Source organism: Alphaproteobacteria bacterium (assembly GCA_030739735.1).
Lineage (GTDB): Bacteria > Pseudomonadota > Alphaproteobacteria > UBA7887 > UBA7887 > UBA7887.
This window is the reverse complement of sequence record JASLYQ010000014.1, coordinates 62,411-75,421: the sequence shown is the minus strand read 5'-3', so window position 1 is coordinate 75,421 and position 13,011 is coordinate 62,411. Positions and strand designations below refer to the sequence as shown.

Annotated in this window: 10 protein-coding genes; 4 read left to right on the top strand and 6 right to left on the bottom strand. The window is 62.1% G+C overall.

The window, feature by feature from the left end:
• Together QF629_08505 and QF629_08500 are read right to left on the bottom strand one after the other, a co-directional pair.
• Positions 1–1,486: penicillin acylase family protein (locus tag QF629_08505; protein ID MDP6013568.1), on the bottom strand; the 1,486-nt coding region annotated here is incomplete at its 3' end.
• Between the two features lie 3 nt (positions 1,487–1,489).
• Positions 1,490–2,647, bottom strand: coding sequence for a CoA transferase (locus QF629_08500; GenBank protein MDP6013567.1), 1,158 nt, complete (start codon positions 2,645–2,647; stop codon positions 1,490–1,492).
• A 138-nt stretch (positions 2,648–2,785) separates the two neighbouring features.
• Here QF629_08500 and QF629_08495 point away from each other — a divergent pair, with 138 nt between their 5' ends.
• Positions 2,786–2,965, top strand: coding sequence for a hypothetical protein (locus QF629_08495; protein MDP6013566.1), 180 nt, complete (start codon positions 2,786–2,788; stop codon positions 2,963–2,965).
• Between the two features lie 240 nt (positions 2,966–3,205).
• Here the strand turns inward: QF629_08495 and QF629_08490 are convergent, their stop codons facing one another.
• Positions 3,206–4,174 (bottom strand): ABC transporter ATP-binding protein, encoded by a 969-nt coding sequence (locus tag QF629_08490; GenBank protein ID MDP6013565.1) that lies wholly within the window; start codon positions 4,172–4,174, stop codon positions 3,206–3,208.
• A gap of 84 nt (positions 4,175–4,258) precedes the next feature.
• On the opposite strand from QF629_08490, the gene QF629_08485 reads away from it, so the two are divergent.
• Positions 4,259–4,432 (top strand): zinc-finger domain-containing protein, encoded by a 174-nt coding sequence (locus QF629_08485; GenBank protein MDP6013564.1) that lies wholly within the window; start codon positions 4,259–4,261, stop codon positions 4,430–4,432.
• Here QF629_08485 and QF629_08480 read toward each other — a convergent pair.
• A complete protein-coding gene (locus QF629_08480) occupies positions 4,410–5,639 on the bottom strand; it encodes an MFS transporter (protein MDP6013563.1) in 1,230 nt (409 codons plus the stop codon). The two genes, QF629_08485 and QF629_08480, sit on opposite strands and share 23 nt — an antisense overlap.
• 108 nt (positions 5,640–5,747) lie before the next feature.
• Between QF629_08480 and polA the strand changes: the two genes are divergently transcribed.
• Positions 5,748–8,516 (top strand): DNA polymerase I, encoded by a 2,769-nt coding sequence (gene polA / locus QF629_08475; protein ID MDP6013562.1) that lies wholly within the window; start codon positions 5,748–5,750, stop codon positions 8,514–8,516.
• A gap of 119 nt (positions 8,517–8,635) precedes the next feature.
• Here the strand turns inward: polA and QF629_08470 are convergent, their stop codons facing one another.
• Entirely contained in the window at positions 8,636–9,859 is a 1,224-nt protein-coding gene (locus QF629_08470) for a DUF1501 domain-containing protein (GenBank protein MDP6013561.1), read from the bottom strand.
• Between the two features lie 13 nt (positions 9,860–9,872).
• Positions 9,873–11,639 (bottom strand): DUF1800 domain-containing protein, encoded by a 1,767-nt coding sequence (locus QF629_08465; protein MDP6013560.1) that lies wholly within the window; start codon positions 11,637–11,639, stop codon positions 9,873–9,875.
• 186 nt (positions 11,640–11,825) lie between these two features.
• On the opposite strand from QF629_08465, the gene QF629_08460 reads away from it, so the two are divergent.
• Positions 11,826–12,992 carry an acyl-CoA dehydrogenase family protein gene (locus QF629_08460; GenBank protein MDP6013559.1) on the top strand — a complete coding sequence of 389 codons (1,167 nt, stop codon included), beginning with the start codon at positions 11,826–11,828 and terminating at the stop codon, positions 12,990–12,992.
• Positions 12,993–13,011: the final 19 nt, after the last annotated feature.

Genomic DNA, 13,011 nt, shown 5'->3' with positions numbered 1-13,011 from the left:
GGGCGCGATAGGGCACGGCCCAGTCGTAGGTGAGGAAGTGGGGATAGTCGGACGCCACGATGCGCTGGTTGGCGGAGAACAGCACGCCGGCGGCGGGATTGCGCGCGGCAGGCAACTCGTCGAAAGGGATATCAGGCCCCCAAGCGCCCTCGCCGTTGTTCGGCAGCCAACCGTCCCCTGCGGCGCGCACCGGCACGCGGCCGGCGGCGAGAAAGGCGATGGCACCGGCGCTGTCGGCCATGACAAAACTCTGCATGGGACCGTGAAAGTCACGCAAAGCGCGCCGCACGTCATCGACAGAACTGGCACGGGCGAGCGCGAAACCGGCCTGGATAGTGGGGTCGTCGCCGTCGAGTATGGTCCAGCGCAGCGCTATCGCCTGGCCGGGAGCGATGATATCGGCATGCTCGGCGCGTACGTCGGAGATAATGGGGCCGTGGGCGGTCTCGCGCACGATAATGGTCCCACTGTCATCGCCGAAACCTATCGCTTCCTCGCGCACCCCTATCACGTCGTCCTCGTCGACCACGAACAAGTCCTGCACGTCGGTGCCGGTGTTGGTGACGCCCCAGGCGGTATCTCTGTTGCGCCCAACCACAACCACGGGAATGCCGGGAATGGTGGCACCGATGACGTTGAATCCCGGCGCCGAAAGATGGGCCAGATACCAGGTGGTCGGCGCGGTCAGCCTGAGATGGGGGTCGTTGGCGAGGATCGGCTTTCCGTTCGTCGAACGCCACCCGGCGACGACCCAGTTGTTGGAGCCGACATCGGCCGGTGGCGGTGGTGGCAGGGCGGCAAGAGTCCGTTCGAGCACACCATCATCGAGGGCGGCTAGCCAGGGCGGCGGGGCGGCGGCATCGTTGCTCCAAAGCGTCGCGACCTGCTCCGGGCTGAGGCGCTTGAGCAGCTTGGCTCGCATCGCCTCTTCCGCCGCATTGCCGGCGAGCTGCATAGCCATCATCTGGATGGCAATAATGGAGTCGCTTGGACGCCAGGGCTCGGGAGTATGGCGCAGTAATGCCAGCTCGATGGCCAACGGGCCATCGTGACTCGTGAGATAAGCGTTGACGCCGGCAGCGTAGGCAGTGAGCAAATTGCGGGTCTCGGCGCTTAGCGCAGCAAGATTATGCTCAGCCACATGCGCCAACCCAAGTGTGCGGAAATAGCGATCGGCGGGCAGCGCGCGCGCACCCAGCATTTCCGCCAGGCGACCGCTACCGACGCGGCGCGCCAGCTCCATCTGCCAAAACCGATCCTGAGCATGGACGAAGCCGAGCCCAAACGTGGCGTCGCGCTCACTCTTAGCCCGGATGTTCGCCACGCCGTCACCATCACGTAAAATTATTAGTGTCGTATTTATTTCTTCAACGATAAGCTCACCATCTACCTGCGGCAAAGTTCCGCTCAGCCACCAGGACCCGCCGACCATGGCTAAAACTATCATCGTCACGATGGCGAATAGGACATGGCGCAGTCGGCGCATCACTCAGCCGCTGCTGAACTGGGCCAAGATCCGCGCTCGGTCGCCGTCGAGTTCGGGAACGGCACCGCGGCTTTCGGGATCGGGGTGAGCCGGCATCTTGATCGGGTTGCCGGCGATTCTCAGCGGCCCCGCCTTGGGGTCGTCAATACCAACCACCATATTGCGCGCCAGTACTTGACGGTGGCTGACCGTATGGGCGACGGTGTTGAGTGGCCCGCAGGGCACGCCCGCCGCTTCCAACTTAGCCAGCCAATGCTCGGTGGTGTCCGTAGTCAGCACCGCCTCCAACTCCACCTTCAGGGCCTCGACATGCTGCATACGCAGCGGGTTCGTCGAGAACAGCGGATTGCTCGGCAGGCCCGCCATGTCCAGCGCCTCGCACAACCGCACGAACAGCGCGTCGTTACCGGCGGCCATGATGATGTGACCATCGCCGCTACGATAACATTCGAAAGGCGCAATGGCGGGATGCCGCGCGCCACTCGGGCCGGGCGTCTCCCCAGTGGTGAAGTAGCGCGCGATAGCGTTCTCCAGGATTGCCACCTGGCAGTCGAGCATGGCGATGTCGATGAACTGGCCGCGGCCGCTGCACTCGCGCTCATACAGCGCCGCGTTTATACCGATAGCCGTGAACATGCCGGCGGTGATATCGCCGATCGCAGTGCCCACCCGCGTCGGCTCGCCGCCCTCGTGGCCAGTCAGACTCATGATGCCGCCCATGCCCTGCACCACCATATCATAGGCCGGACGCTGGGAATCAGGCCCGGTCTGGCCAAAGCCGGAACACGCAGCGTAGATCAGCCGTGGGTGGCGCTCGCTCACCGCTTCGTAGCCGAAGCCGAGCCTGGTCATGGTGTCGGGACGGAAGTTCTCGACCAACACATCGGCATGTTCCAACAAGTCTTCCAGGATCGCCTTATCCCCCGCATCCTTGAGGTCAAGCACGATGCTCTCCTTACCGCGGTTGAGCGACATGAAATAGGCTGAGAGCCCGTCCACCCAGGGTCCGTAGGCGCGCGCATCGTCACCGCCCGGCGGCTCGACTTTAATGATGCGGGCGCCAAGGTCCGACAGCACCATGGTGCAATAGGGGCCAGCAAGCACCCGCGTCATGTCGACAACGGTGATCCCAGAAAGTGGCCCGGAGGCAGCATCTGTCATAGGCACGATCCATAGCTCGAGAACGACCCGTTTCGGATAACGCAGGGGCGCAGACGACGCAAGACAACAGAAACAGAACTCTATCCACAGCTTCTCCTATAAGCTGCGATTTGTTGCCCCAATACCTGCAATTATCTGATGCACGTCTTACGGTACATCAAGATTGTGATTCTTTTGGTGACGTCCCGCATCTCGGTAGTTTTTGCAGATGACAATGCCGAAGTCGAGGCCTTGGCCAAGCAGATTTTCGTACTGTTCATGCAGGCCAAGGACGAGCCTGATCAAGGCCATCGCCTACAACTGCCTAACGAGGCCTAAGTCAAGCTCGAGGCACGCCTGCGTAATTACCCGGACCGCAATACCGCGCAACAGTTAGCGTTGGACCAGCGCGTCAGCTCGCGGTCGAGCAAGGCGTTGGCCGACGAAATTACCACACTGCACCAACAGCAGGCCGACGGCAGCTGAGATGATGTGTCAAATAAGGCGTGCTTTTTGGCCATGCCAGAAAGCAAAACTCACCCCCGTGGGCCTTACCGCTCTTGCCCGCGCTATCGCCCCCTAACCACCTCGTCCCGCCCCGGCGGTCAGCTCCAGGAACAGGTCTTCAAGATCGGGCTCGTGGGTCGAGATATCCGCCACGATCAGACCGGCGTTGTCAACGGCGGCGAGGATCTCAGTGACACGGGTCTCGCTTGGTTGGTAGCGTAGCGTCAAGCGCCGGTTTCCTTCTAGCGCAGCCCCGAAGGCGGCGAGCGCGGGCGGCACCTCTTGCACATCCTCAGCCAACACCAACGCGAACTCCTTGTGGCCGAGGCGGTTCAGAAGCGCCTCAGTCTTATCGCAGGCCACCACCTCACCGCGGGCGATGATGGCGATGCGGTCACAGGTCTCCTCCGCCTCTTCCAGATAATGAGTGGTAAGCAGCACCGTGGTGCCGTTGTCGTTGAGCCGACGCATGTAGCGCCAAAGCTGGGCGCGTAGCTCCACATCGACGCCGGCGGTCGGCTCGTCAAGCACCAGGATGGGCGGCGCATGCACCATAGCCTTGGCCACCATCAGACGCCGACGCATACCGCCAGAAAGCCGGCGGGTATAGGCCTCCGCCTTGTCGGCAAGGCCCATGGCTTCGAGGATCTCGTCTGTGCGGCGCTCCGCTTTGGGCACACCGTAATAGCCCGCTTGATTTTCGAGGCTCTCGCGCGGTGTGAAAAAGGGGTCGATGACTAGCTCCTGGGGCACGATGCCAATGCTGTTAGAGGCGGAGCGGCGAGCCGTATCGATGTCGTGACCCCAGATCTCAATCTGGCCAGAGGTTTTGCGCACGAGACCGGCAAGAATATCGATGAAGGTTGACTTGCCGGCCCCGTTCGGCCCCAACAGACCGAAGATGGAGCCCGCCGGAATGTCGAGGTCGATGCCCTTCAATGCTTCGACGCCCGCACCATAAACCTTGCGCAGCGCGCGCGCGCAAATAGCGGGCGCACGCACGGATTCTGTCGGGCTCTTTGGCAAGCAGTTGGAGATCATGGGGAGCGGCAGCCTATGCTAGCGAGGATCGCTGGGCAAGCAGCGTTGCCCGCGCTAAATTGGAAGCCAACGACAGAGGAGAACATGAATATAGCGACCGACGAGACGACAGAGGTAGAGAGCACGGTGTTTTCCTGCGACGGAGGCAGTGGGGCGTTTGGCCACCCGCGTGTCTATCTACGCCTCGGCAAGGACAGGACCTCGAAATGCCCCTATTGCGGCCGCCATTTTGTGCTCAAGCGGGAGACGGCATCGTGACCGGAAGCTCACCGCCGTCCCAGGCCCGCGCCAGCAAGACCGCGAAGCCACCACCAACCAGCGTCATCGCCGCCATGACGAAGAACACCTGGCCCGCAACGGCGGCGTACAAGGCGCCCACTGCCATCATCGTCAGAGCCAGAACGGCCCCCATGGCAATTGCGGAATAGAGCGCCTGGGCGCTTGCCGATACCGTATCGGGCACGGCGCGTTGCAGGAAAGACATGGCAGCCAAGTGCGTGCAGCCGTAGGTCGCTGCGTGCAGAAGCTGAACCAGCGCCAGAGCCCACAGCTCCACGGTTAGCCCCATGACCAACCAGCGCAACACGCCCGCCGCGGCACCTAGGCCGAGCAGCCGCACAATCCCCGTCCGGCGCACCACGCTGCCGGCAAAGGCAAACAGCACGATCTCCACCACCACGCCTTCGGCCCAGAGCAAACCAATGATGGCCTCGCTGTGGCCGGTGGTCCGCCAATGCAACGTCGCAAAGCCATAGAAGGCGGCGTGGCTGCACTGCACGAGGCTGGCCGCGGCAAGAAATAAGAGGAACGGCCGGCTCGCCAACAGCCGCCGAAAGGAGCCATGACCGCGTGCGACAGACGGCAAGCGTACATCCGGCAGGCCCGCGGCAGCAAGCACGATAAGAATGCCAGCGCCGAGCATCATGACAGGAATCCAGCCCTCGCTTCTGCCGGCCAACCAGGCGCCGCCGCCAGAGGCCCCGGCGATGAAGGTGATCGAACCCCAAAGGCGCACGCGACCATAGTCGAAGCGGCGGATCTGCGACGCCAACAAGGTCATGTTCTCGATCATCGGCAGCAGCGGCGGAAAGACGAAGCCGGTCAGCATAGCGCCGAGACACAAGGCCCAGAACGGCCCCGCCGAAGCGTAGAAGGCAAAGGCCGCCAGCGCTGCGCAAGCCAGACCTAACATCACGCGACGCCGCGCGCCGAGACGATCGACTAGACTCGCGAAAAGCGGGCTGCCTAGCACCTTGCTCCAGGTCGAGAGCGCCAACAAAAGACCGATCTCGCCTGCCCCGAGTCCGCGACTCGAAAGCCAGATCGGCCAATAGGGTCCGTAAATTCCGATCATCAGAAAGGCCGCGCCGTAGAACGCAGCCAAGCGCACCGGTACCGGCACCGGCAATCGCCCGACGATCAAGCGTGGGCCGAGCGGTGATCCCCTGGCAGAGCTATCGGGCATGGGTGGCAAGTCTTTCGCTCAAGATCAGGCGGGCCGACATTCTTGCATGATTCCGCTGTGCCTGCCCTCCCCCTCGACTCCTCAGACTGCCTGCGGCATGGTCGGGCCATGAGCAACGGTGCCAGCGGACGGCATGTGTGTCTTGTGGACGGCTCGGGATTTCTATTCCGAGCCTTTCATGCGCTGCCGCCGTTGACACGGGCCGACGGCACGCCAGTCAATGCCGTACTCGGCTTTTGCAACATGCTCTACAAGCTTGTCAGTGAGCTCGACTGTGACGCGGTCGCAGTGTTGTTCGACACCAAGCGCACCACCTTCCGCAACGATATTTATGCCGACTACAAGGCCAACCGGCCGCCGCCGCCGGAGGAGTTAATCCCACAATTCTCCCTGGTTCGCGAGGCGACGCGCGCTTTCGGACTGCACGCCATCGAGCGCGAAGGGTTCGAGGCCGACGACCTGATTGCCACCTACGCTGCACAGGCGGTGGCGGCGGGCGGGCGGGCGACCATCGTCTCCTCGGACAAGGATTTGATGCAGCTAGTCGGCGACGGCGTGGTCATGATGGATCCGGTCCGTATGAGCGAGATCGGGCCCGACCAGGTGGTGGAGAAGTTCGGCGTACCGCCCGAGAAGGTGGTGGAGGTGCAGGCACTGGCCGGCGATTCTACGGACAACGTGCCCGGCGTTCCAGGCGTCGGAGTGAAGACCGCAGCACAACTCATCAACGAATACGGAGATCTCGACGCACTGCTCACGCGCGCCGAAGAGATCATGCAGCCAAAACGGCGTCAGACCTTGATCGACAATGCCGAGTTGGCGAGGGTTAGCCTGCAACTCGTCACCTTAGACCGTGAGGTTCCGGTCGATGAACCGGTTGAGACCTTTGGCCCGATGGCGCTCGACCCGGAGGTGCTAATCCCGTTTCTGGAGGCGCAGAATTTCGACCGTCTGCTGGCGCGGCTGTGCGCCGAGCATGACTGGGAGTCCGATAGCTCTGCCGCTGAGTCGCCAGGCGCCACACCGCAGCCCGCGGCAACGTCGTACGAGCTCGTGACCGATATTGAGGAGCTGGAGCGCTGGGCTAACGCCGCACGCGAGGCGGGCCGCGTCGCCGTCGATACGGAAACCACGGGGCTCGACGCCATGCAGGCCGAGCTGGTCGGCGTCTCGCTGTCCATCGAACCGGGGTGCGCCTGTTATATCCCTCTTGGTCACCGTCCAGCCGATGGCGACCTGATGGGAGAAGTGCCGGAGCAGATTCCACTCGCCGACGCACTCCAGGTGCTCAAGTTGCTGCTCGAAGACCCAGCTGTCATGAAGGTCGGGCAGAACCTCAAATACGACATGCTACTGTTAGCGCAAAAGTCCTACGGCATTGCTATCGCACCTATGGACGATACCATGCTGATATCCTTTGTGCTCGATGCTGGCAGCCACGGTCACGGCATGGATGAGCTGTCGAGGCTACATCTCGACCACGACCCGATCAAAATCAAAACGCTGATCGGCACAGGAAAGTCCCAAATTACTTTTGACAAGGTACCCGTGGCCGACGCCTGCGAGTATGCTGCCGAAGATGCCGACATCACCTTGCGCCTCGATCGTGTGCTGAAACCCCGTTTGGTTGCTGAGAACATGGTGAGCGTGTACGAGACCATGGAGCGGCCACTAGCGCCGGTCCTGGTAGCGATGGAGAGGCGCGGGATTTTGGTCGACCGGACTGAACTTGCGCGCCTGTCGGCAGATTTTGCCGCCCGTATGAGGACCTTGGAGGTGGAAATCCAAGGCCTTGCCGGCCATCCCTTCACCATCGCCTCGCCGAAACAGCTTGGCGAGGTGCTATTTGGCGAGATGGAGCTGCCCGGCGGCAAGAAAACAAAAACCGGTGCGTACGCCACGGGCGCCGACATCCTCGAAGACCTGGCCGCGCAAGGTCACGACCTGCCTGCCCGCGTGCTTGACTGGCGCCAGCTGGCAAAGCTCAAAAGCACCTATGCCGATGCCTTGGTCAAGCAAATCAATCCCGAGACAGGTCGCGTGCACACGTCATATGCCATGGCCGGTGCCGCCACAGGCCGCCTCAGCTCGACCGACCCCAACTTGCAGAACATTCCTGTGCGCAGTGAGGAGGGGCGCAAGATTCGCCGCGCCTTCGTGCCCAAGCTCGGGCATGTGCTGATGAGCGCCGACTATTCCCAGATAGAACTGCGCCTGCTAGCCCATGTCGCAGGCATCGATGCACTGGTCAACGCTTTTCAGGCAGGCGCCGATATCCACGCCATGACCGCTGCACAGGTCTTCGGTGTCGAGCAGGAGGGCATGAATCCGCTCACGCGCCGACGCGCCAAGGCAATCAATTTTGGCATCATATACGGCATCAGCGCTTTCGGGCTGGCGCGCCAGCTCGACATTCCGCAAGGCGAGGCCAAGGCCTATATCGAGACCTATTTCGAGCGCTACCCGGGCATCCGCGACTATATGGAAGACACCAAGGCGTTCGCCCGCGCCAACGGCTACGTCGAGACCATCTTCGGACGCCGCTGCCATGTGCGCAGCATCGGCGAACAAAACCCGGCACGCCGCGGCTTCGCCGAACGCCAGGCGATCAATGCGCCCCTGCAGGGCTCCGCCGCCGATATAGTCAAGCGCGCCATGATCCGCATGCAGCCAGCATTAGATGAAACCGATCTTGCCGCGCAGATGCTGTTGCAAGTGCACGACGAGCTGATCTTCGAGGTACCCGAAGCGGAAGTCGATGAAACCGCCGCCGTGGTCAAGCGCGTCATGGAAGCCGCCCCGCTCCCAGCGCGTGAGCTTGTCGTGCCGCTGACCGTGGACGTCGGTGCCGGGCCCAACTGGGACGAAGCGCATTAGGCAGAAAAGAGGCCGCTGCCCGGGTGGGGAGGTCACCGGCGCGGCCCTTGTCAGGGAGGGAGGTCGAACTCAGTGATAAAAAATATAGTGTTGAATTAGCTTCCCGACCGTGACGTGCATCACACAATCATGTCGAAAGTGGCAAATTCTTCGCCGAGCACGGCCGCTGCATCAACACCGAGCCAACCGTCGATGACCGAGGCATAAACGCGTCGGAAATCTGTCGTGAAGTCGAGGTTGTCGCCTTCGTCGAGCGCGGTCAAGCTCGGCACTGCGCCATAGTGGCCACCTTTAACAGGCTTGCCGGCAAGAAACATGGTGCCCGCCGCGCCATGGTCTGTGCCGAGACTAGTGTTCTCGGGCACGCGGCGGCCGAATTCCGAGAACATCAACACCACCACGTCGTCGGCGCGGCCGATGCGTTCCATGTCAGCGATGAAGCCGTGCACGGCGTCAGCCGCATAGGTCAGCAGGCGTCGGTGCAAATTGCCCTGGTGCACGTGCGTATCAAAAGCGTTGTTGCGGAAGGCGGTGTAGTAGAGCCGCGTCGGCATATCAGCGGCGATCAGGGCCGCGATCTTATTCATGTCCACCGGCACGAGGCCATAGTCGACGGGCGTCTCGTACTTGTCGCAAGCCTCGCGCACCAGCGCCGAGGCGTCGAGGGCGCCGCGGGCGATGTCGAGCAGATAGCGGCGTGACGCATTGTGATCGTCCGGCGCCTCGGCGACATGCTGGAAGATCGGCGTCTCGCTGTTGAAGCCTTGCCGGGCGAACTTGTCTGGATCGTCGAACACCACCGGCACATGGTCGCGGCTTTGTACGGCGAATGACTGGGTGGCATCTATATTGACGATGAAGTTGCTGGCTCCGCCTGGCCGCATGGTATCGGCTAGCCGCCCCATCCAGCCATGCTCGTTGCCGCTATTGGGTGCTGCCGTGTGCCAATAGGCCATGGATGTGAAATGCGAGAAGGACGGATTGGCGTAGCCGCAGCCATGCACGATGGCCATCTTGCCGTTCTTATAGAGGCGCTCGAAACCAGACAGGCCGGGATTAAACCCGAAATGGCTGTCGATCTTGCGCACCTTGTCTTCCGGAATGGCAACGCTCGGTCGCAGGCGATAATAGGCGTCATCCGCGTAAGGCACGACGGTATTAAGGCCATCATTACCGCCCGAAAGCTCAAGCACTACAAGGATACGGTTCGAGGTATCGCCCGCTGCGGCCAAGGCCGCGCGCCCAAGCGGCCCGCCGAACAGGCCGAGGCCGGCACAGGTAAAGCCGGCGCCGAGCAAGGTCCGCCGATCGATACCGACACCTGGGTTAGTCTTCTTCATCATCCGGCTCCCACTCTTACCCGAGCTGATATTCTGGTTGACTCATGATTAGGTGCACGAGCATACGCAAGCCGTCCTCGAGATAGCTCTCAGCACGTACGATATCAGAGGTACCGAGCTCCTGGTCGAGGAAGCTAACAAGCATGTTGCGCTCGGTCGCACCGAGCGGCACGCGTAGCAGGCGCATGAGCATATGATTGACCACTTCGGTGGTCGTTGTCAGCCCAGCCTCGCGCACCATGCGGGCAAGATCGAGCACGGCGGCGGCGCGCGGGATGGGCTTGACCCGCTCAATCGCCATCTGCCAGCCGCGATAGCTGCCAAAGCGGGTATTAAAGTCCTCGCTCCGGTCGGCCATCATGTTGGATTCGGCCATCATGCCGCCCGCATCCGCCACCGGCGGCATGGTCGCCGTGGTGATGTCCGCGCCGGTCACAGTCCGCCGATGCACCTCGCGGATCAGGCCATCCGATGCATAGATATCGTGCGGCACGAAATCGATGTCCGGGAACAGCACACGCCGGGCAAAATTACCGCGCTCGAGCAGCAGGCCCGGCGTGACCCAGCTGCGCCCGCCGGCCCAGCCGGCGACGGTCGGCGGCCAAAATAGTGCCTGGCCAAGCACACCGGTGGACTCGTTAAAGTCCGGGATGCCCGGGAGGGTGTGCAACCCCAGCTTGCGATAGCTCGAGATGACCAGCTCGACCGGACTCTTGATATGGCTGCCGACAGACGTCGCGCTGTAGAAGTCGCGCGACAGAAATATGGCGCGCAGCAGCGGCTTCAGCTCGTAGTCCGCATCGCGCAGGATCGCGGCCAGCCTGGCATTGAGCGCCGGTGATAAGTCTTCGCGCACAAAAAAGCGGTAAAGCCTGGCCGAAATGTACTCGGCTGTGACAGGTTGCTCGAGAATGATACGGACCACCTCAGCGCCGTCGAAATTGCCGCTTTGGCCGAGGAAGGTCTTGGCTCCCGTGTCATGCTGGTGGGCGTTGACCACGAATGTGAGATTATCGAAATACCAGCCCGTGAAGGCTCGTGCCGCCTCACGAATATCGGTCTCGGAATAATTGCCGACGCCCATGCTGAAGATTTCCATGACCTCTCGGGCGAAGTTCTCGTTCGGGGCCCCGGCAACGTTCACCCCGGCGTCGAGGAAGGCGAGCATGGCCGGATCCTGGGCGACCGCAAGCAGCAACTCGCCGAAATTACCCGTGGCTTTCTGGCGCAAGGTCTCATTCTGCAGCAGCATCTTGCGATAGTCGCGGACCTTGCTTTCGATGGTGGCAAAATGCCCGTGCCAGAAGAGCGTCATCTTCTCTTCGAGCGGTCGCTCGGTCGCGAGCATGCGCCCGCCCCACCAATAGGCGACACGGCGGGTCTCTAGCATGCTGGCGCGCAGCCAGTAGAAAAACTTGTTGACCACCGGCTGCAAACGCCGATTCCCCGCAGGCTTCACGCGTACCCCGAGTGCCTCACCGTTGGCACGGCCGAGCGCGGTCGTCGCCGGGCGGCTTGGCGGGAACGGGTCGAGGCCGGGCTCGAAGATACCGGAATGTTCGAAAGCCGGCAGATTACCGTTGGGGACAGACTCGTAGTTCACTAGCCAGCGCACGATCTCGTCCGGCGTCATCGCGGCGAGCGCCTCAATCTCGGCCGGCGTGGCACCAAAACCCGCCCGCTCGATGAGATGCGCCGCACGGTCGTAGTTCCAATCTTCGGCACCGATCGGGCTCAGATCATCCTGCCAGTCATGATGACCAGCTTGCCCCTGAGACGCCATTAGAAATCCAATGACAGCAAGAGCGCCAAGGCGTGACGAAATGGAACCAATATGCATCGCACATATCCTCGCGTCGTCTCTATATGCAACTTCCCCACGAAAGCCGGGGCGAGTATAGCATCGAAGCTCCTATTGGCCGAGCCTATGGGTGGTATTCTCGCGATTGTGAGAGAAGAGGAGGGACGCGTGACTTTCAGCCGCACCGAAGAGCAGGACCAAATCGTCAATACCGTCGCCCGCATATGCAGCGATTTCGATGATGCCTATTGGCTCAGCTGCGAGCGCGAAGCCGCCTTCCCACACGATTTCTGCGCGGCACTAGCAGCGGATGGCTGGCTCGGTATCGCCATGCCTGAAGCCTATGGCGGCAGCGGCCTGGGCGTCACCGAAGCGGCCCTGATGATGGCTACGATCGCCGCCTCGGGCGCTGCGATGTCGGGCTGCTCGGCCGTACACATGAACATCTTCGGCCCCAATCCGATCGTCGTCTTCGGCACTGACGAGCAGAAAGAACGCTTTTTGCCCCCCTTAATTAAAGGCCGCGAGCGCGCCTGCTTCGCGGTCACCGAGCCTGATGCCGGGCTCGACACGACCCGCATCGTCACCCGCGCCAAGCGCGACGGCAACGGCTACCGCATCGACGGCCGCAAGGTCTGGACCTCAACAGCACAGGTAGCCAACAAGGTGCTCATTCTCGCCCGCACCACGCCAATCGAGGAATGCGAAAAGCCCGTCGAGGGCTTGAGCCTGTTCTACACGGATCTCGACCGTGACGCGGTGGACGTGCGTCGCATCGACAAGATGGGTCGACATGCCGTGGATTCGAACGAGCTCCTTATCGACGGCCTCAAGGTACCTGACGAAGATCGCATCGGCGAGGAAGGCATGGGCTTTCGTTATCTTCTCCATAGTCTAAATCCCGAGCGCATTTTGGTGGCGGCCGAGGCAGTCGGCATCGGTCGCTCGGCGCTTTCTCGGGCCGCAAGATACGCCCGCGAGCGCGTTGTCTTCGGCCGTCCTATCGGCCAGAACCAAGCCATCCAGCATCCGCTCGCCGAATGCTGGGCCGAGTTGGAGGCGGCCGATTTGATGACCTTTAAGGCGGCCGAACTCTACGACAGCCGCAAACCTTGCGGCCTCGAGGCCAACGCCGCCAAACTGCTCGCCGCCCGCGCCGGCCATCATGCCTGCGAACGTGCTGTGATGACCCACGGCGGCTATGGCTATGCCGCCGAGTTCCACGTCGAGCGCCTACTGCGTGAGATCTGGATCAGCCGACTCGCCCCCGTCAGCGAACAGCTCGTGCTCTGCTACATCGCCGAACAGGCGCTGGATCTACCGAAGTCATATTAAATCTAGCGCTGAAAACCCA

Excerpts from the sequence above, each read along its gene's own strand:
- QF629_08500 (MDP6013567.1), bottom strand. The coding sequence starts at position 2,647 with ATGACAGATGCTGCCTCCGGGCCACTTTCTGGGATCACCGTTGTCGAC.
- QF629_08495 (MDP6013566.1), top strand. The coding sequence starts at position 2,786 with ATGCACGTCTTACGGTACATCAAGATTGTGATTCTTTTGGTGACGTCC.
- QF629_08490 (MDP6013565.1), bottom strand. The coding sequence starts at position 4,174 with ATGATCTCCAACTGCTTGCCAAAGAGCCCGACAGAATCCGTGCGTGCG.
- QF629_08485 (MDP6013564.1), top strand. The coding sequence starts at position 4,259 with ATGAATATAGCGACCGACGAGACGACAGAGGTAGAGAGCACGGTGTTT.
- QF629_08480 (MDP6013563.1), bottom strand. The coding sequence starts at position 5,639 with ATGCCCGATAGCTCTGCCAGGGGATCACCGCTCGGCCCACGCTTGATC.
- polA (MDP6013562.1), top strand. The coding sequence starts at position 5,748 with ATGAGCAACGGTGCCAGCGGACGGCATGTGTGTCTTGTGGACGGCTCG.
- QF629_08470 (MDP6013561.1), bottom strand. The coding sequence starts at position 9,859 with ATGATGAAGAAGACTAACCCAGGTGTCGGTATCGATCGGCGGACCTTG.
- QF629_08465 (MDP6013560.1), bottom strand. The coding sequence starts at position 11,639 with ATGGCGTCTCAGGGGCAAGCTGGTCATCATGACTGGCAGGATGATCTG.